We start from the raw sequence: 19,253 nt of genomic DNA on the forward strand, positions 1-19,253 counted from the left end.
CCGGGATTTCGACTATATTCCGGGTACATTAAACCAATGCCATGCTACCCCGACTATTTACCGCAGTTATGCTCTTATCCCCCTGGCTTTTGTCCGCCCAGCAAAAGGGGTATTATCGCACGCCGGCGATCTACAAGAATACCGTCGTTTTTACGGCCGAAGGCGACCTCTGGAAGTACGACATTTCCACGGGGATGACGCTACGATTGACGTCGCACGAGGGATTGGAGGATCATCCGCTGATCTCGCCGGATGGGAAGACGCTCTTTTTTACGGGTCAGTACGAAGGTGTTTTCGAGTTGTATTGTATGGATATCGACGGCGGGGTGCCCAGGCGGCTGACCTATGACTTTGACGGCTCGCGGGCCACCTGTTTTACGCCCGATGGGAAGGTGGTCTATCGCACCCAGCGATACAACGAGTTGCCTTCGCCGCAGCTGGTCCGCCTTGATCCGGCAACGCTGACGCGCGAACCCCTGCCGCTGGCGGAGGGTTCCGACGGTTGTTATGATGCTGCGGGGGTACTGTACTTTACAAGATGGCCTTTCCAGGGCAGCCAGACGAAACGCTACAAGGGAGGAACGATAGAGCAGATATGGCGGTTCGACGGGAAGAGTGAAGCCACTTGCCTCACCTGCGACTTCGACGGGACCAGCACGCGGCCGATGTTGTATAACAACCGGATCTATTTTGTTTCCGATCGCGACGGGACGATGAATCTCTGGTCGATGGACCCCAGCGGCAAAGACCTGAAGCAGCATACCTTCTCCAAGGGCTGGGACCTTCAGTCGCCTTCCATCTACGCCAGTACTATTGTCTATCAGAAGGGCGCCGATCTGTGGCTATACGATGCCGCGGCAGGCGCAGAGAAGATGCTCGATGTCCGGCTGCAATCCGACTTCGACCAGCGCAAACCCCGGTGGATAAAAAGCCCGGTGAACTCCATTACCTACAGCGTCCTCTCACCCAACGGAAATTATGTGGCGTTGATCAGCCGCGGCAGGGTCTTCGTCTCCCCGGCCAAGAGTGATCGCTGGGTAGAGATCAACCGCCGCAGCGGCATCCGGTGCAAGATCGTGCATTTCATCAACGACAGGAGTCTCGCGCTGCTCTCCGACGAAAGCGGGGAGTATGAGATCTGGAGTGTGAATGCCGACGGCAGCGAGCCCGCAAAGCAGCTGACGAAAGGGAGTAAGACGATGATCAGGAGTTTTGCCGTCTCCCCTGACGGGAAGTACATCGCTTATGACGACAGGAACGATGTGTTACGGATCATCGAAACGGGTTCGGGTGCGGTGAAGTATGAATACGGCGACGCCTATGGCGGGGTTGGCGATGCGGGTTGGAGCCCCGACGGACGTTTCCTGCATTTCAACCGGAACCTCGAGAATCAGAATGACCAGATATGCCTTGTCGATACCCGGACGATGACCATGCGCCCGGTGACGACGGAAAGACTGAATAGTTATAGCCCGGCCTGGTCGAAGGACAGTAATTGGTTGTTCTTCATCTCCCAGCGGAATTTGCATACCGTGGTCAGGGCGCCCTGGGGGGCGCGCCAGCCGGAGCCCTATTATACGGAGACCGATAATTTCTATGCGATGCCGCTGGATCCCGCGGCGAAATTTCCTTTTCTGAAGACGGATTCCTGGTTGACGGATTCGCTGTTCAACCCGGCGTTGCGGGGCGATGAAGGGACGGCGCATGGCGGCGGGACGGGGCGGAGTGGTGGCGGCGGTGCGGCGAAGAAGACTCAGCCGGTGGTTCGGGAGTATGATTGGGACAGGCTGCAGACGATGTTGTATCCATTGCCGGTGAAGAGTGGCAACCTCAGCGATCTGGTGGCCGCGGACGGCTGGCTGTACTGGCTGGATCATGGGCCGGCGGGCAATCCCGATGGTGCGAAGCTGCTGGCGTTGAAGATAAAAGAAGACAAGAAATATGAACCCGTAGAGATCGCCGCGGGTGTGGGCGAGTTTATGCTGTCAGCCAACAAAAAGAAACTGCTGGTGAATTTCCACAACCATACGATGGCGGTGGGCGAGGCGGGTGGCCAGAAGATAGATGTCGAGAAGGACAAGGTGGTACTGGATAACTGGAGCTTTATTGTCGACCCGGTGGAAGACTGGAAGGAAATGTTCGCCGATGCCTGGCGGATGATGCGTGACTATTTCTACGACCGCGATCTGCATAAAGTGGATTGGGCGGCTGCCCGGCAACGTTATGAGCCGCTGGTGCCGCGGCTCACCGATAGGTATGAGCTGGACGACCTGCTTTCGCAGATGGTGGGGGAGCTGTCGGCCCTGCATACGTTTGTGTTCGGAGGCGACAAACGAACCTCTCCCGACCAGATAGCGACGGGTTTCCTTGGAGCGGTGCTGAAGAAAGACGGGCGTGGCGTGGTCATCGATCATATTTACCGAAGCGATCCGGATTATCCCGAGGTGACGTCGCCGCTGCTGCGTCCCGAACTGCATATCAGGGAGGGCGATATCATTACGGCCGTCAACAATACTCCGTTGAGCGAGGTAGCGGATATCTCCGTGCTGCTGGCCGACAAGGTGAATATACCGGTGAAGCTGAACCTGCTGGATAAGTCGGGGCGGCCTTATGAAGAAGTGGTGCGGCCTTTCGGCGCGGGGGCCGACTACAACCTGCGCTATGGCGAATGGGAGTTGTCGCGACGCATCCGGACAGATAGCCTGGGACATAACGACATTGGATATGTGCACCTGCGGGCGATGGGTGGCGGGGATATGGATGATTTTGTGAAGCAGTTCTATCCTGTGTTCAACCGGAAGGGGCTGATCATCGATGTCCGGCACAACTTCGGGGGGAATATCGACAGTTGGGTGTTGGAGAAGCTGTTACGCAAGGCCTGGATGTACTGGCAGGGCCGCAGCGGCGGGCCTTTCTGGAATATGCCGTTCGCTTTTCGCGGTCATATGGTGATCCTCTGCGACCAGGTGACTGCTTCCGATGGGGAGGCCGTTACGGAGGGGTTCCGCCGGCTTGGGCTGGGGAAGGTGATCGGGATGCGCACCTGGGGTGGCGAGATCTGGCTGTCGATGGACAACCGCCTTGTCGATAACGGTATTGCGAGTGCGGCCGAGCTGGGGGTGTTTGGTCCCGAGGGCAAATGGCTCATCGAGGGGCATGGGGTCGACCCGGATATCACGGTGGACAATTTGCCTTTTGCGACGTATAAAGGTAAGGATGCGCAATTGGAAGCAGCGGTGGAGTATTTGCAGAAGCAAATTGCGGCGGAGCCGGTGCCGCCGGTGAAGGTGCCGCCGCATCCGGATAAGGGGTTCAAGTATGCGTTCTAATCTCACGTATGGGTTCTCTAATCATTGGCTAATATTGGGGTAATATTTCCGGTGTAACTATGCCGGAAATAGTACGCTATGCGATGGATTCTTTTGTTGATGGCGCTGACGGCGCCGGCGGGCGGTCTTCAGGCGCAGCAGGCCGACCTAGTGCTGACCAATGGCAACATTATTACGTTGCGGGTGGCTGGGGAAAGGGCGCAGGCCGTGGCGATAGCGGGCGGGTCCATAGTGGCGGTGGGCGATGATGCGGCGGTGAGGAAGTTGGTGGGCCCGGCGACGCGGGTCATCGATCTCCATGGCCAGACGGTGGTGCCGGGTTTCAATGATGTGCATCAGCATCCCGCACCGGTGTACACCTGGGACCAGCCTTATGCCGTGGTGAAGCTGGATACGGTGCGTTCGATGGCGAGCCTCATTGCGTTGTTGAAGCGAAAGGCGGCCATCATGCCAAAGGGGATGTTGATACAGGGGCGCGGCTACAATGAAGTGATGCTCGGCGGACAGCCTACACGCCAGTGGCTGGACAAGGCTTCGGTCGATGATCCGATACTGATCTCTCATTTAAGCGGACATTTATGTGCGGTGAACTCCTACCTGTTGCGGCTGAGTGGGATCGATCGCCATACCGCCGATCCGCCAGGGGGCGCCCTTGAACGTGACCCGGACGGCGAACCCGATGGCATTATTAAAGAGTCGGCGCACCGGCTGCTGCATACCGAGCGGGCAGTAGCGACACCAAAGCCCACGGAGGCGGAGGAGCTGGCGGGATACCAGCGTTATTTTGGCGAGTTGCTGGCGCACGGCGTAACGAGCATCGGCGACTGCTGGACGACGCCCGCGAAAGTTTCCATCTATCAGAAGCTGCGGGCGGAGGGCTTCCCTCTGCGGATCAACTGTTATATTGGTGTCGACTATCTCGACCAGCTGTTGTCGGGCGCGATCCCGCGGCTGAGCACGGACTATCTCCGGATCGAGGGTGTCAAGATCTTCCACGGTAATTCATTGAGCGGCAAGACGTGCTGGCTGCATGAGCCTTACGATACGATGAACCCGGCCACGGGCAAAAAAGATTATTATGGCATCCCGCCTGCGCGCAGCCAGGCCTCCCTCGACAGCCTGGTGGCCCGGATACACCATGCGGGCCTGCAGGTGGCCTGTCATTCCAATGGCGATCGGGAGATAGAGATGGTGCTGACGGCCTTCGAACATGCGCAGCGGTCCGACCCGCGCCCGGGGATGCGTCATCGCATCGAGCATTGTAGCATTACGACACGCGACATTCTTGAGCGCGTGCGCCGCGACAGTGTTATCCCGGTATTTCATAGCTATGCCAACGAGCTGGGCGATCAGTTGCTGGTGTATCGACCCGCGCTCCCCGCCGCCTCCGGAAGCCCCGCCGCCGGCCGGACATTAGAGTGTGTCATGCCTACCCGCACCGCGGAGGATATGGGAATTGTTTGGGCCATGCATTCCGACTATCCCGTCAGCCACTATGATCCGATGCACCGGCTGGATGGGGCCGTCAACCGCCGGGCGCGCAGCGGGGTAATCATCGGGGAGGGGCAACGCATCGGTGTGGAGGAAGCGATAAAGGCCTACACAGTGGGCGGGGCCTACACGACCCACGAAGAAGACCGAAAGGGGCGCATCGTCGCCGGCCAGTGGGCCGACCTCGTCGTTCTGGACAAAGACCCAACCGCAGTCGCGTCCGACGAGATAAAGGCCGTGCGGGTGACGATGACGCTGGTGGGTGGGAAGGTAGTATATGACGGCGGGCCGATTAGCTATTGATCTTCCAATGGAATTGTCCTGCCAGATTATCTCCAGGATTTCCCATTTGGTTTCACTAAGCTTTTCCCCGAACTCATCACCGAACTTTTCACCCAACCTCTTACGAACATATTCCCAACTACCTATGGCGCCTGCACCAACCGATTCGATGGGCTTTATCGGTATGGCCGTCTTAAACACATCACCCTCAATAAGTTGTGGCAGGGCGCCCGGCGTTTACTCGGGGCTGTACCTGAAGACATTACGCACGCCGGAGCCCAGTTCGTCGGCGCGACCTATTTCTTTGAAAAAGTGGGCGATAACCGGATTTTTGGGGAAAGGGGCGAAGTTGACAGGATCGATACGGCCCCAGTCGTGGGGGAGGCTCCAGTTTTCGGTATAGACCTGGTCTTTTTGAATGATCAGCTTGGCCGGGAAGGCGTTGGTGAATTCCCGATGGATGAGCAGATTGCAGACTACCTCGCGGAACAGGCGGTCTCTCAGGCTGATGCTATGGAGACCTTCGAGGTAGAATTTGTCTGGCAAAAGAACTTGGAATACAGCCGGCAAATATGTTATGGTCTTGATGTTGGCAGCAGCAATCATTGGATGCAAGGCCCCAAAGAATAAAGGCAACTCAATCCTTCGTAAATCACCGGCTACGACTCTTGCACCTAAACCTCCATCCCCTAACCTCAAAAATCCTATCGATAAGATGACCACCTACTATAATCCGGACCCCATTGACCCTTCAAATACCACTGATTGCAGTAAGGCAATTATGAAACTGATTGATAGTATTGCCCCATTCAAAAAAAATGATCAATGCAAATAGTGGTACTTAATAGAGTTTTTAAAAATTATTGAATCTTGGGGTGAACGATAAACCCTGTCAGTTTCGTCATTGAATGCTGCCTTCATCCCTTCTAAAACTGTCTTATGTGAATGTTTCTTTTGAAAATCTTCATAAATTTTCCCTTCCCTTGTAACATAACCAACCGATGATGGGCCGCCAATTGGCGATATACCATTTTTATAAGATTTAGCCTCTATATTGATGATCCTCTTTATCAGTGCTATCATGGATTCAACATGAGCGGTATCTAAGAAATTTTTAAGGTTGACCTTTTTATTTTCCAAACGATTGCTTGATATAAAGCCTTCGTTAGTCATCGAATCCTTGTGATCTCTGCTATAGAAATAGGCATAGGGCTTCGAATTTTCATAGCCGGATATAATACAGTCTACCCCATTTTTAAAAGTATTATACTCACTATCACCCATGATTGTTTTAGCGTATTGGCAGAAGATTGGCCAATATGTATGCACGTTCACTGCTTTCTGATTGTGCTTTTTAAACTCATCAAAGAGACCAAAAATAGTATAGTGTGTGTAATCGGATGCACCCCCAATCTGAAAAAAAATATTTTTATATCTAAATATCTTTTCCGTGCTATCGATATATGCATATACTGGTGTGCCAACTCCATGCTCCATATTACTAGACCTAGAGTCGGCACCTACACATATTCCGGATTTGTTCATAATGACCACTAGGTATGTACCATGCGGTCTTAAACTATAATTTTGCTCTTGGCAAATAGCAAACAGAGATATGAAGTTGAACAAAATAGAAACGAACATTATTGATCTCATGGCTTGAGGTTTTGAATTCAATTTCAATGCCTTCGCCCTGCTGTAGCAGCTGGGTCACTTTCTCGAGGGTCATAGATCACAATTTTAGGCGAGGCTAGACAGTGGCAAGACAGCAAAGGTAGAGAAATCGCTGACGCGGAAATAAATCCTGATGTCATTAATTTTGCGGTTGATTATGAAAGGCAACAGCAAGATAAAGTTGTACGATACCCGCACCTTCACGGCGAAGTTCATGCCGGCGGCGGAGATTCGCGAGATGCTGAAGGGAGACCCCGATCGGTTCTTTATTGTGCGGGTGGAGGAGATGCACCGCCATGTCGACCGGCCGGTGCCGCCGTCGCGGGCGACGAACCACACCATTATGTATCTGACGGCGGGGAAGCTTTTTATGAAAGTGGGCAGCGAAACCTACACCATCCACAAAGATGAAATGCTGATCGTTGCCGCGGGACAGATCTTTTCTTTTGAAGAATATAACACGACGAAGTTCAACAGGGGATTTCTCTTCCATTTTAATGATACTTTCCTGCCGGGCAAGTTTGGGAAGGCGCCGTTCGTCCAGGAGTTCGGGTTCCTGAAACCTTTTAGCGAGCCGCGACTGCAGCTGGATAAGGAGGGCACGCGCTATGCGGGACAGTTGCTCAAACGGCTGCACGCCGACTATTCCCGCAACGGCCTCGCCAATGGGGCGCTGCTGCAGTCCTATCTGCTTGCGTTGCTTTGCGAGATGGCGCGGATGTACCAGCCACAGTCGCCGGCAACGGCCAGTGCTGCCCTCGCGGGGGAGTTTCGCCGCCTGGTACAGGAATATCATAACACGAAGCAGCAAGTGACGGATTATGCCGCGCTGCTGCATGTGACGGCGAATCATTTGAATAAAGTGGTGAAGGCCGCTACCGGGAAGTCGCCGACGCGATTCATCGATGAGGCCATCCTGCTCGAGGCAAAGGTTTTGCTGGGGCAGACGACGTTGCCGGTGGGGGAGGTGGCGGCAGCGGTAGGGATCGAAGATGCTTCTTATTTTAGCCGGTTGTTCAAAAAGTATGAAGGGATGACGCCTGTGGGGTATCGGAAGAAAATGGGTTTGCGTTAGGGACAGGAGCGGCAGCCCGACTGGGACTATAGCGAGTCTAATGATTGGCCTTCGGCCGAACGGCTTGCCGCCGTTCCTGGCCCGACCCGAAGGGGAACGCCCAGATGATTGAAAAGTCCTAAAAGGGGCGGAGTCCGTCCTAGTGCGGGCGGCGGCGCCAGGGGAACTTTGCCGGCATGATGACCCTATTGTTATTGCATTCCTGGTGGCGCTGGATGGTGCTGACCGCACTGCTGGTGTCCATTGCCCGATCGGCGCGGGGCATGTGGGCGGCCGCCGGTTTCACCCCTTTCGATAACACCCTCCGGCACTGGACGGCGACGATAGCGCATATACAGTTGGTGCTTGGCATGACGCTTTTTGTAAAGAACCCGGTGGCCGATCGTTTCCGGCTGATCCATATCACCGGGATGATCATCGCAGTGACGGTCGTGACCATCGGTTCGGCTATGGCTAAACGCAAGACCAGCCATCGGGAGAAGTTTATGACGATGTTGCGATGGTTTGTGGCGGCCCTGGTGATCATCCTGCTTTTTATTCCCTGGCCCTGGAGCCCCTTGGCGCAGCGGCCCCTTTTCCGAACTTTTTAATGTATGCGAAAATATCTTACCACTCCGCTGGGGCGGCTGCGGCTGCTCGGTTATCTCGAAGGAGTTTCGTTGTTGGTGCTTGTGTTTGTAGCCGTTCCGATGAAGTATGTCTGGCGCGACCCTACGCTGGTGAAGACGCTGGGCCCCATTCACGGGATGTTGTTCTTGCTGTTTGTGTTGGGTGCGCTGCGGGTGGGGGTGGAGCAGGGGTGGAAGTTTAGAACCACGACGTGGAAGGTGCTGGTCGCGTGTATGATCCCGTTTGGGACGTTCTACATCGATCGGGCGGTTTTGCGTATATTGTAAGTAATATGGAGCGAAGAGATTTTTTGAAACAGACGCTGGCGGCGGGGGTGGGGTTGGCGGTGCTGCCGGCGGGTGCGGGGTTGGCGTTGGCGCCGCATATAGGGGTGGCCGCGCCCTCCGCCAAAAAAGTGATCGTGGCGGGCGCGGGTATTACTGGTCTGTGCTGCGGGTATGAGTTGATGAAAGCGGGGCACGACGTGGTGGTGTTGGAGGCTTCGGGACGTTATGGCGGACATGTGTATACCGGTCGCGATGGGTTGTCGGACGGACTCTATGCCGACTTCGGGGCCGACCATATCACGAAGCCCGGGTATGAGCGATTCTTCGAGTATGTAGACGAATTTAAGCTTACCGCGATTCCTTATCCCAACGCGGAGGGGTCGGAACACGCCTATGACCCGCACAAGCTGAAGGTGATAGACGGGAAGTTTTATACCGCACAGCAGTTGAGGGACCCCACCGTGCTGAAGGGTTTTGGCTTCAGCAACAGGGAAGTGGAATTTTTGGCGGAGCATCCGCTATATGAGCTGAGGGCGTTGTATCTGGCGCCGTATGTGGGGAAGTTCGCCGATCCCTATCAGCCGTTTGGGGTTGGATACGATGAATACGATACTATCCCTATCGCCGATGTATATAAGAAGGAAGGGGCTTCGCCTGCTGCGCTGCGTTTCCTTGGCGGCAAGCATACCAATGCGTTGTATGCGTTGTGGCGGCTGTCGATGATGTATTCGCGCGGCATCCCGCTTTCGGAGGGCGAGACCTTTCACCTGAAGGACGGCAATGAGCAGCTGCCGATGGCTTTTGCCCGGAGTCTGGGGCCACGCGTCAGGTTGAATCACCCGGTGACGGCTATCAGGCACAGTTCGAGTGGGGTGACGGTGAACTATCGGCCGTATGGGGGCAGGAAGGGGGCGGGGATGGGGGACCGAGCGGGAGGCGCCACAGGGGCGAGGTTGGGCGCTGCGGCGGCAGCGGGGACGGAGGCGGCAGCTGCGGAAACCACGATGGAGGCGGATGTGCTGGTGACTTGTATTCCACTCCCGTTATTCGCGAATATTCCGATCACCCCCGCGCTTTCCCCGGCCAGGCAGTATGTGGTCGATCACCTCAAATTTTCCTCGCATCCTTTTTATGTTTTCGAAGCGGCGTCGAAGTTCTGGCTGGATGACGGGATCCCGAGTATCAACATGGAGTTCGATCATCCTTATATCGATTCGATCTGGCTCGAGACGAATGCGGTGGAGACGCACCGGGTTATTCTGAAGGCGTTCGGGCCGGGCGGATTGTCGCCGCAGCAGGTGTTGGCGGCCTTCCGGCAGGTGTATCCGGGTAAAAAAGATACCATCGAGCAAGCGCTGACGGTGGATTGGACGAAAGACAAGTACTCTCCCGCCTGCGAGATGGAGCCGTTCCCCATCGGCGAGATGCGGAAGTTTTGGCCGCAGGTGTTGCAACCGGAGGGGCGCATCTATTTTGCGGGCACCTATGCAGACAACATGAGCCGGGGGATGGAGTCGTGCCTGCGTAGTGCGCAGCGGGTGGCGCGGGAGATCGATAGGTTGTGAGGGGGGCGGCGGTTCCTACCGATGATAGGTAGTTGATTATTTTCAAAAATTATTGCTAATAATTTTGGCTGTAGAAAAGATATTCGTATCTTTATCTTCTCCTTTGCGTGTTTCCCACAATTACTATTTCCAGCCGGTACGGCTGATGTTGTTCCCCACTACACGATCGGATATGTGCGTAATAGAAAAATGCTACGGGCTATTCTTTCTCGCGCAAACAATTACTTACAGTTAAGGGCAACTTATGAAACCGAAGTATGATATGCTGTGGAAGGGCATGATCGAGGAAGTGATGGCTGATCTGTTACTTTTCGTTGACCCGGACATTGGAAAAGAGTTGGACCTGGAGCGTGGCTTTGAATTTCTCGACAAGGAGCTTGCGGAGTTGTCCCCGGAGGCGTCGACTACCAGGGTTGTCGACAAGCTGGTAAAAGTGTTCCTACGTGATGGGGCCGAAAGCTGGATATTACTGCATGTGGAAGTGCAAGGCAATAACGGTAAGGAATTTCCTGGACGGATGTTCGAATATTTTGTCAGACTACATAAGCGCGGCCGTCCTGTGGCGGCAATTGCCGTGTTAACGGGGAAGGATGGCAAAAAAAGGCCGGGAGTGTACGAAGATCGCTGTTTGTGGACTTGCGTCCGGTATGAATATAAGACTTTACGTATCGCCGATTATGCTGACGAGGTATTGGCGGCCAGTGCGAACCCATTTGCGGCGGTGATCCTTGTGGCGAAGGAAGTGCTCTTGCAGGTAAAGGGGACGGATGAAGAACGGGACCAGGTATTGCTGAAACAAAAGCTGTTGATGTCCAAACTATTGAATGAAAAGGCCGCGGCTTTCGGCGAACAAAAGACACAGGCCATTAAGTACTTCCTTTATAACTACGTGGTATTTAAAAAACCAGAAACAAATCGTAAATTTATCGAGGAAAGTGACAAAAATTCTGATAAGAATAGTACTACTATGGGTATCATTGAACAAGTAAAGGAGATAATGCGCCAGGAAGGCGTCGAAGAAGGTCTGGAAAAAGGTCTGGAAAAAGGGAAGGAGGAATCCGTTCGCATATTGCTGGCGAATACCGAATTTTCGCCTGAGAAGATCGCTGAACTGGTGAAGGTGCCTGTTGCTTTGGTAGAGAGAATAAGAGATGAACTCAAGGCCAAATAATGGTGTCACCAATATTCCTTCGAAGAAGCACCGCAATATTTTTTTAATTTCTCTCCCACCTAAAGTATTTAAAGCCGCTACCGAATATTTGGTTGCTCGTTCGCCTTTCTTTAAACCTGGGACTATATTTTTCGAATAAGATAGCAGCCGTTATACCTGATTGGCCCACCTGGCTTTTCCCACCGACTATTATTACTTACTCAATTTAAAACTCCTATTTATGGGACTCATGCATGAGATGGTAAAATATCGGATTGAAGAATGGGCGGGAAAAGGTAAGAGAATCAGTTTTAGGCTTGCCTGGTATACGGTGAATGCGGAACAATTAGATGGCATGATCTGGCTGTTGATGAAAGGTAATCGGTCGAAGGAGGAGATTATGGTCTCTCTGAAAGTTTCTGTGGCCTTTGTGGAGGGAATGCATAAGACGCTGAAGCCTAAAAAGGCCGTCTAGCGGACAGGTGGGCGGCGGGGAACGGCCAGCGGCCGGCGCAATTAATAGAAGGGGATAACGTTGTTACAAGCGATCGTCGCAATATAGATAAGTGGCGGTCGTAATTAAACGAATAGCTATGAAAAAACTCTTATTCCCTCTTCTGCTTGCGCTGTGCGTCAAGTTCTCCCCCTGCCAGATCAATCACCCGCCAAGCAAGCAGGTGATGATCGTGACGTGTGAGCGATTCCTGGACCTTTTTAAAAGCGGCAAATTCGACGAGGCATTCGATTATCTGAAGCCCTACACGGTAATAGAGGACTACAAAATGGATACGCTGGCCTATACGGCAAAGCGTCAAATGACGGCCCTTAGCGGCAGCTTCGGCAAGGTTATCGGTTTTCAACAGGTGCTGCAAAAAGAGATCCCGGGCACTCTCGACAGACTGATCTATTTGATGAAATACGAACGCGCATTTTTGGCGATGCGGTTCACCTTATACAATAACGGATCGGGATGGACGATCACGCGTATCAGCTATGACGAAAAGACGGATGAGCTTTTTGATAGCAGGCCAATGCTATAAAAAAATGGCCGCCTCCATAATGAAGACGGCCGCGCCAAAACAAGCCAAAACAAAGTAGGATATAGGATTACCAGTTCGGCGTCTGCTTATAGACACCGTTGCTGCGGGAGATCTCGTCAGGATTGATGGGCCAGGCCATGTCGCGATTGGGATCGAAGTTGCGGGCCTTCCACACCTGCTGGATCGTATAGGTCGAATTCGGATCGGTCTTGTTGGCATGGATCCGCCCGTGCAGCGGCATGTCGATATTCGCATAATCACCCCACCGCTTCAGATCCATAAACCGGTCGGTCCATTCGCCGGCCAATTCACAACGACGTTCGTGCTTGAGATCGGCCATCGTCGGGTTGCTCTTCGGCGCCAGCCCCACGCGGGTCCGAACTTCATTCAGCGGCTCGGCGGCGGCAGCGTTCTGACCCATCTGGATCAGCGCTTCAGCCTTGAACAGGAGCATCTCGGCATAACGCATCAGCGGCAGGTTCAGCGCGGTAGTCGGATAGTTACCGTTTTGGTTGATGTCGGGATTCGTCGATGCATCTCCATTGGCGCCATAGCTGTACGGTTCCATATATTTATTCAGTTGGAAGCCGGAGAGACTGTTGGTGGAGTAGTATTGCCGCTGCTGACCGAAATAAGTGAACGTGTCGCCGAAGTTGAGGATCGTCAACGCGCGGCGAGGATCACCCGCCTCATATTCTTCATACAATTCTTCGGTAGGCTGGAAATAGCCCCAGCCATTGTAGAGCCCCCAGCCGGTGTTCTCGAGGACGACACCCATAAACTCCGATCCACCGAGATAGCTGGACGTAACAGACCAGATATATTCCGAACTCCAGTTGCCCGCGATGGAAAAAACGGCCTTATAGTTCTTTGCCGGTGTGGCCTGGCTGGTGATCAGCGCCCGGCCGCATTCGTCCCTGAGGCGATCGACCAGCGGTGGGATCAGCGCCCACTTGGTGTTGTCGTACTGCGCCCAGTAGGCGTAGGTCTTAATGAGATAGCCTATCGCCGCTGCCCGGTGAGCGCGGCCCTGGTCGGCACTGCCATAAGACTGAAAGAGCGGCAGGAGGTCGATCGCGCGTTGCAGGTCGGCGGCGATGATGGAATAGTTCGCCGTCACGGATGGCTGCTGGGGCGCGATGCGTTTGCCATACTGGACATTTTCGGCGCTGTCATAGGGGACGCCCTGCGATTTTTCGCCCCAGAGGTAGGCAATCCAGAAATGCCAGAACCCGCGCATGAAGTAGGCTTCACCCAGCGAGCGGTTACGCAGGCTGGCGGTGAGGTTGCTGGCGCTCTTCAATCCTACGACGGCTTCGTTGGCGACGTTGAGCATGGTGTACATGTCGCTCCACCCTTGCGCCATATACCCTTCATGGCCGGTGCAAACGAAGTTCTTGATGTTCTCAGCGTTGGGCTTGGGCCGGCCTACGATGAAGTCGTCGCTGGCATTCTGCATCCAGAATAGGTCGCGGCCAAAGGTGGATTCGTTCTGCATGGCGTCATAGAGGGCGGCAGTGCCTTTGATCGCATCTGCGGAGTCGCTCCACAAATAGGCGGTCGAGGGGTTACCGTAGGGCTTGGTGTCGACCCAATTCTTCGAACAGGAAGAGAAAAGGATCAGCAGAGGAAATATATAACGTTTCATTGTTCAGCAGTTTTCAAAGATTATAAGTTAAGTTTTACACCGACGGCATACGTGCGCGACACAGGGAACTGACCGCCATCCATCCCGATGCCACCGACTTCGGGGTCCATTCCGCTGTATTTGGTGATGGTGATGAGGTTATCCCCGCTGATGTATACCCGTAGGGCGTTGCTGTGGATGAGATGCGGGAAGGTGTAGCCGATGATGAGGCTCTTCACACGCAGGTAGTTGCCGCTTTCCAGGTACCAGTCGGAGGCCGTCTGGAAGTTGTTGTTGGGATCGCTGGCAGAGATGCGCGGGATAGTTCCCTTGGGATTGGTGGGCGACCAGGCGTCGAGGATCTTGTCCCAGCGGTTGTAGCCTTGCTCAGACCCGTTGAGGGTGGATTCCTTGAAGGCATGGAAGAGCTTTACGCCGCCTACACCCTGGATGAACATGCTGAGGTCGAAATGGTTCCAGAAGAGGTTGGCCGTAAAACCATACGTAAACTTGGGGAAGGCATTACCCATATATACCCGATCGCGGTCGTCGATGACGCCGTTGTTGTTGACGTCGACGAATTTGAGGTCACCGGCATGGGCGTTGGGCTGGATGCGTGCGCCACTCTTGTTGACATACGCTGCCGCTTCCGCATCGGACTGGAAGATGCCGGCGGTCTTGATGAGCCAATAGGAATAATAGGGCTGACCGACCGTGCTGCGATAGGGAGCAAGCGTACCGCGCCAGGCGTCGGGATGCTGCCAGAAGGAGGTGGGGTTGCCGTCGATGTATTCGACCTTGTTGTCGAGGGTGGCTGCGTTGCCGCTGAGTTCGTAGTGCAGCTTGCCGATGTCGCCGCGCCAGGTAGCCGCGAATTCATAACCCTTGTTGCGGATCTTGCCCTGGTTGACGAGGGGCGGAGCGATGCCCATGGTATTGGGCCAGTTGTTGTCCTGGGTCTGGATGAGATCGAAGGTGAGCTTGTCGAAATAGTCGAAGGTGAAGGTGAGCCGGTTCTTCAGGACGCTGATGTCGGCGCCGAGGTCCTTTTGCTCGGAGGTCTCCCAGCTGAGGCTTGGGTTGTTGGCTGTGCCGACATACAGATCAGGAGTCTGAGGGCCGCCGTTACCCACCTGGTAGACAGAGTTGGCGGTGAGGGTGGGATAGCCGTAGTTGAGCCCGATGGAGCCGATGTTGCCGATGCGCCCCCAGGAGGCGCGAATCTTCAACAGATCGATAGCGGGAACATTAAAGAAGGGCTCGGAGCTGATCTTCCACGCGGCGGTAGCGGCGGGGAAACCCTTGCCGCGATGGCCCGGGGCGAGGCGGCCGGCGATGTCATACCGGTAGCTGCCGGTGAGGAAGTAGCGGTCGGCCCAGCTGTAAGAGAGGCGGCCGACATAAGACGTATTACGGTCTTCGGTCTGCCAGTCGGTGGGTTTGATGTCCGTGAAGTTGCTGGCGTTGACGAAGAACTGCGCCCAGGTGGCTTCGTTGTCGAAGGTCTTGGCAGAAGCGCTGTAGACCATATCACCGGCGTCCTGGGAGGTGGTGGAGGCCATGGCGGCGACGTTGTGGCGGCCGAAGGTATGGTTGTAGTTGAGGGTGTTCTCCCAGATCCAGTTCCATTTCCTTTCTGTTGCGTAGGTGAGGATGTTCTCGTCGTCCGGCTTGCCGGGCTCGGTACGCGCATACTGGAAGTTCTTGTAAAGATAGTTGTATGTGTAATAGGAGAAGCGGGTGAGGAAGGAAAGACCGGGGAGGAAGTTCGACACTTTCAGCTCGGAGATGGACTGCATGTCCAAGGCGCGCTTGTAGGGCTGGTAGCGCAGCAGGGTGGCGACGGGGTTGATGGCGTCGCCGTGGATGCCGAGATAGGGGGAATTGCGCGGACCGGTGCCGCCAAAAGTTCCGTCGGGATAGTAGACGGTGGCGCTGCGCGGCATATAGATGGCCGAGAGGATGACGCCGTCATAGCCGCTGGAGGTTTGCGTGCCGCGGTTGTCGTTGTTGTTGACGAAGACATCCTGCTTGAACTTGAAATGCGGATCGAACTGATAAGTGGCGTTGAACCGGCCGGAGATATTCTTATTGTACGTGTTGATCAGGGTACCTTCATTCTCTTCATAGCGGCCTTCGAAGAGGGTGGAGAACTTATCCGATCCGGCGTTGACGGCGATGTTGTGCCGGTGTACCAGACCGGTGCGGAAGATGGAATGGATCCAGTCGGTGCGGGTCACCTGGTCGTAAGGGTTCAGCGTGGCATTCCAGCCGTCGAGCGGCGGCAGCCCCGCATTGGTGTAAGCCAGGTTGGCTTCCTTCGCTTGTGTGGCGGCAGGCAGCGACTGGGGGAGGCGCCAGGCGTTCTTGGCTCCGGCAAAAGCGGTGTATTCCACGCCGGGCTTGCCCTGGGCTGCCTGACGGGTGGTGATGAGGATGACACCCGCGGAGCCGGAGAAGGCGCCATAGATAGCGGCGGAAGCGGCATCTTTGAGGATAGTGATCGACGTAACATCGGCGGGGTTATAAGGCGCGTTGGGCACTCCGTCGACGACAAAGAGGACGCTCTCGGTGCCCTGGGAGCCTACGCCCCGGATGGTGATGTTGGGAGTCTGATCGGGATGGCCGCCGTTGGCGATGACGGTGACGCCGGGCACCTGGCCCTGGATCATGTTGGCGACGTCTGTGACGGGGCGTTCTTTCACCTGATCGAGATTCTGTACTTCGCTGACGGCCGAGGACAGGTCGCGCTTGCGCATGGTGCCATAGCCGATGACCATTACCTTGTCCAGGGTCGATTTTTTACCTTGAAGGGTGACGCTAAGCGAGATGCGGCCGCCTTCCTTCATTTCGTAGCCCGTGAGGGTGTCGTTGTCATAGTTGATAAAGCTGATGATGAAGCGGTAGCCTGCACCGGCGGGGACGTTCTTAAAGAGGAAGAGGCCTTTGTCGTTGGTTGCGGTGCTGTGGTCGAAGCCCTCGTTTTGGAGCCGGACGACGGCTCCTTCCAATGGATCGCCATTCTCGTCCCGGATGATGCCGGTGGCGGTGTTCGTACCGGATGGTGCCTGGGACTGGGGCTGGGCCTGGGTCGCCTGGGACGGCGCCTGGGCGTGCGTGGCCTGCGTCCAACAGGTGAGGAATAGAAGTAAACATGCAAGTTGTCTGATCATAAGCCTTGATTTGAAGGTTCGATTTTGTTTGTTTTTTGGTATGGGCATGGCTTCGCCTGCGCGGGACGGGGCCTGCTTTTTTTTGGGTTTACCGTTGTGTTCGATAGATGGGCTCGGGTTGCGTCAGGGATCGAAGCGGCAGCCCGGAGGCCGAGGCACGAGTCCGAGGACTTAAGCGTAGAGCCCGACCCGAAGGGGGACGCCCTCGATGGATCAATTGGCCGCCGGCCGGATCGAGAATCCCTTACCCTTTGTCTTTTTGAGCGTCAGATCGTTGAGGCTGCAAAGCGTGCTCAAAAAGGATTCGAGGGTTTCCTTCTCGCTGTTGAATGTACCGGTGAAGTCCATATTCTTCACGCCGGCGGGGTCATAGGTGATGGTTATATGGTAGGTGGCCTGCAATTCTTTGAAAATATCGGCAAGCGGCTGGCGCGTAAAGGTCATCATCTGCTGCGGGATGGGGGCCGGCGCCTTCTCCGGTGTGGTTTTGGGTTCGATGGCCATCTTGATACTTACCGAGAGATCGGTGCGATTCACGGTCAGCTGTTGCCCGGGACTCAGGTAGACGTCTGCGAACGATCGGGCGGCGGACCCGGATGAGCGATCGGCAGGATCGGATGAGCGATCGGCGGCATCGGATGGGCGGCGGGCGGGCTCTTCCTTTTTCACCACGACCTTGCCGCTGTAGAGCAGCACGGTGGTGAATCCGCTGTGGGTGTCGTCGACGCCAAAGACGGTACCAAGTGCCGTCACGGCGATGTCTTTCGAATGAACGGTGAAGGGTTTTACCTTGTCTCGGGCCACAGTGAAGGTCGCTTCGCCGGTGAGGGCGATGTCGCGGCGGGAGGCAGTGAAGCCACTATCGAAGATGATGGTGCTGCCCTTTGCCAGTCTCACCTTACTGCCGTCCGGCAGGGTATAGACTTTGGTTTCAGAGGTACTATTGGTGATCGTCTGCTTAGCGGCCAGCCGTGGCTGTTGCTTTTGGCTTGCCGCGGCGGTGACCACCGGTGGTTTTTCGTTTTTCCAGATTCGGAGACCGGCGAGGCCGGCGAGGCCAACCACCGATGCTGCTGCGACCCAGCCGATCCACAGCTTTCTCACCGGGGACTTGCCGACGTGGTGCTCGATGTGGTCGCGCATTTTCTGCGTCGGTGTCGGTTGGTTTTCGTCCGGTTGAAAGTCCTCCCAGCTTTGTTCATCCAGGTCGTCGGAGTTGTACATATACTATATTCGTTTGAGAAAGGAACATCCCCTAGTCGCGCCTAAAAAAAAGTTTTCCTGAGATGTTTGAGGGCCCTGGTGATGTGGGATTCCACCGTTTTGGGGGAGATGGACAGCTGCTCGCCGATCTCTTTATGGGAAAGGTTGTCGAGGCGGCTCAACTGGAAGACCTTGCGACTTTGGTCGGGCAGCTGATCGATGGCGGAGAGGACGTTTTCGAGCTGTTCTTTATACATAAGGCGTTCGCTCTCGGTAGGTCCGGAGATAAACATGTCCGAGAGTTCGCGGGTTTGGCGGCGGGTCTCGCGACGGCTGAGATCGATGAGAATGCTTTTGGCGATGCGGAAGAGCTGGATGGAGAGGGAGTATTCTTCGGAGAGGCCTTCGCGCTTTTCCCAGAGGCGGATGAAGGTGAGCTGAACGGTTTCCTCGGCGTAGTAAGCGTTGCCGGTGCGGTTGTAGATGTATTGGTACAGCTTTACGTTATGCGCTTCGAAGGCGCCGTAGAAGGCCTTGAGGTTTCCTTTCTTTATCTCTATAAGCTGGTTGTCGTTCACTGGTTGCTCGCGCGGCGCCGTGGCTGTTGGTCGCTTGCAGGTGCTTGCGGATGTTGGTGCAGCGCGGGGGTAAAGATGCGGCCAAATAATGGATCATCGCGATAAAGCGAGGTTATCTTAGTATTAAAAGTGATTTGCCGAGCCGGCTTACTCCGCCGCCGCGCCGCTTT

15 protein-coding genes are annotated in these 19,253 nt (G+C 55.1%); 9 read left to right on the top strand and 6 right to left on the bottom strand.

All coding sequences use genetic code 11. The annotated features are described in order from the left end of the window. The first annotated feature begins 41 nt into the window (after positions 1-41). Positions 42-3,329, top strand: coding sequence for a S41 family peptidase (locus IEY39_RS28565; RefSeq protein ID WP_188938064.1), 3,288 nt, complete (start codon positions 42-44; stop codon positions 3,327-3,329). Positions 3,330-3,407: 78 nt separating this feature from the next. Then, positions 3,408-5,123, top strand: coding sequence for an amidohydrolase (locus tag IEY39_RS28570; protein ID WP_188938066.1), 1,716 nt, complete (start codon positions 3,408-3,410; stop codon positions 5,121-5,123). A 216-nt stretch (positions 5,124-5,339) separates the two neighbouring features. On the opposite strand, the gene IEY39_RS28575 is transcribed toward IEY39_RS28570, so the two are convergent. Together IEY39_RS28575 and IEY39_RS28580 are read right to left on the bottom strand one after the other, a co-directional pair. Continuing rightward, complete coding sequence (locus IEY39_RS28575) at positions 5,340-5,648, bottom strand: putative DNA binding domain-containing protein (protein ID WP_188938067.1); 309 nt, start codon at positions 5,646-5,648, stop codon at positions 5,340-5,342. A gap of 276 nt (positions 5,649-5,924) precedes the next feature. Beyond that, entirely contained in the window at positions 5,925-6,758 is an 834-nt protein-coding gene (locus IEY39_RS28580) for a hypothetical protein (RefSeq protein ID WP_188938069.1), read from the bottom strand. A 151-nt stretch (positions 6,759-6,909) separates the two neighbouring features. Between IEY39_RS28580 and IEY39_RS28585 the strand changes: the two genes are divergently transcribed. The 7 genes from IEY39_RS28585 (at position 6,910) to IEY39_RS28615 (ending at position 12,502) form a co-directional block, all read left to right on the top strand. After that, positions 6,910-7,851 (top strand): helix-turn-helix domain-containing protein, encoded by a 942-nt coding sequence (locus tag IEY39_RS28585; protein WP_188938070.1) that lies wholly within the window; start codon positions 6,910-6,912, stop codon positions 7,849-7,851. Between the two features lie 176 nt (positions 7,852-8,027). Next, positions 8,028-8,441: a hypothetical protein gene (locus tag IEY39_RS28590; RefSeq protein ID WP_188938073.1), complete on the top strand. Its 414-nt coding sequence runs from the start codon at positions 8,028-8,030 to the stop codon at positions 8,439-8,441. Positions 8,442-8,444: 3 nt separating this feature from the next. Then, positions 8,445-8,747 (top strand): DUF3817 domain-containing protein, encoded by a 303-nt coding sequence (locus tag IEY39_RS28595; protein ID WP_188938075.1) that lies wholly within the window; start codon positions 8,445-8,447, stop codon positions 8,745-8,747. Between the two features lie 5 nt (positions 8,748-8,752). After that, positions 8,753-10,312 carry an FAD-dependent oxidoreductase gene (locus IEY39_RS28600; RefSeq protein WP_188938077.1) on the top strand — a complete coding sequence of 520 codons (1,560 nt, stop codon included), beginning with the start codon at positions 8,753-8,755 and terminating at the stop codon, positions 10,310-10,312. A 244-nt stretch (positions 10,313-10,556) separates the two neighbouring features. Beyond that, positions 10,557-11,483: an RpnC/YadD family protein gene (locus IEY39_RS28605; RefSeq protein WP_188938079.1), complete on the top strand. Its 927-nt coding sequence runs from the start codon at positions 10,557-10,559 to the stop codon at positions 11,481-11,483. A 220-nt stretch (positions 11,484-11,703) separates the two neighbouring features. Then, on the top strand, positions 11,704-11,937 hold the full coding sequence (locus tag IEY39_RS28610) for a hypothetical protein (RefSeq protein ID WP_188938081.1): 234 nt from the start codon (positions 11,704-11,706) through the stop codon (positions 11,935-11,937). Positions 11,938-12,055: 118 nt separating this feature from the next. Further along, positions 12,056-12,502 (top strand): hypothetical protein, encoded by a 447-nt coding sequence (locus IEY39_RS28615; protein WP_188938082.1) that lies wholly within the window; start codon positions 12,056-12,058, stop codon positions 12,500-12,502. 67 nt (positions 12,503-12,569) lie between these two features. Here IEY39_RS28615 and IEY39_RS28620 read toward each other — a convergent pair whose 3' ends face one another. The 4 genes from IEY39_RS28620 to IEY39_RS28635 all read right to left on the bottom strand — a co-directional run bounded on the left by IEY39_RS28620 (position 12,570) and on the right by IEY39_RS28635 (position 19,083). Continuing rightward, positions 12,570-14,150: a RagB/SusD family nutrient uptake outer membrane protein gene (locus IEY39_RS28620; RefSeq protein WP_188938084.1), complete on the bottom strand. Its 1,581-nt coding sequence runs from the start codon at positions 14,148-14,150 to the stop codon at positions 12,570-12,572. 20 nt (positions 14,151-14,170) lie between these two features. Then, complete coding sequence (locus IEY39_RS28625) at positions 14,171-17,302, bottom strand: SusC/RagA family TonB-linked outer membrane protein (protein WP_229689136.1); 3,132 nt, start codon at positions 17,300-17,302, stop codon at positions 14,171-14,173. A 213-nt stretch (positions 17,303-17,515) separates the two neighbouring features. Beyond that, on the bottom strand, positions 17,516-18,526 hold the full coding sequence (locus IEY39_RS28630; protein ID WP_188938088.1) for a FecR family protein: 1,011 nt from the start codon (positions 18,524-18,526) through the stop codon (positions 17,516-17,518). A 41-nt stretch (positions 18,527-18,567) separates the two neighbouring features. Beyond that, entirely contained in the window at positions 18,568-19,083 is a 516-nt protein-coding gene (locus IEY39_RS28635; protein ID WP_188938089.1) for an RNA polymerase sigma factor, read from the bottom strand. Positions 19,084-19,253 lie beyond the last annotated feature (170 nt).

Source organism: Puia dinghuensis, assembly GCF_014642875.1.
GTDB classification, from domain to species: Bacteria; Bacteroidota; Bacteroidia; order Chitinophagales; family Chitinophagaceae; genus Puia; species Puia dinghuensis.

Bases quoted from the DNA above. Each gene is read 5' to 3' on its own strand.
- IEY39_RS28565 (WP_188938064.1), top strand. From the start codon at position 42: ATGCTACCCCGACTATTTACCGCAGTTATGCTCTTATCCCCCTGGCTT.
- IEY39_RS28570 (WP_188938066.1), top strand. From the start codon at position 3,408: ATGCGATGGATTCTTTTGTTGATGGCGCTGACGGCGCCGGCGGGCGGT.
- IEY39_RS28580 (WP_188938069.1), bottom strand. From the start codon at position 6,758: ATGAGATCAATAATGTTCGTTTCTATTTTGTTCAACTTCATATCTCTG.
- IEY39_RS28585 (WP_188938070.1), top strand. From the start codon at position 6,910: ATGTCATTAATTTTGCGGTTGATTATGAAAGGCAACAGCAAGATAAAG.
- IEY39_RS28590 (WP_188938073.1), top strand. From the start codon at position 8,028: ATGATGACCCTATTGTTATTGCATTCCTGGTGGCGCTGGATGGTGCTG.
- IEY39_RS28595 (WP_188938075.1), top strand. From the start codon at position 8,445: ATGCGAAAATATCTTACCACTCCGCTGGGGCGGCTGCGGCTGCTCGGT.
- IEY39_RS28600 (WP_188938077.1), top strand. From the start codon at position 8,753: ATGGAGCGAAGAGATTTTTTGAAACAGACGCTGGCGGCGGGGGTGGGG.
- IEY39_RS28605 (WP_188938079.1), top strand. From the start codon at position 10,557: ATGAAACCGAAGTATGATATGCTGTGGAAGGGCATGATCGAGGAAGTG.
- IEY39_RS28610 (WP_188938081.1), top strand. From the start codon at position 11,704: ATGGGACTCATGCATGAGATGGTAAAATATCGGATTGAAGAATGGGCG.
- IEY39_RS28615 (WP_188938082.1), top strand. From the start codon at position 12,056: ATGAAAAAACTCTTATTCCCTCTTCTGCTTGCGCTGTGCGTCAAGTTC.
- IEY39_RS28620 (WP_188938084.1), bottom strand. From the start codon at position 14,150: ATGAAACGTTATATATTTCCTCTGCTGATCCTTTTCTCTTCCTGTTCG.
- IEY39_RS28625 (WP_229689136.1), bottom strand. From the start codon at position 17,302: ATGATCAGACAACTTGCATGTTTACTTCTATTCCTCACCTGTTGGACG.
- IEY39_RS28630 (WP_188938088.1), bottom strand. From the start codon at position 18,526: ATGTACAACTCCGACGACCTGGATGAACAAAGCTGGGAGGACTTTCAA.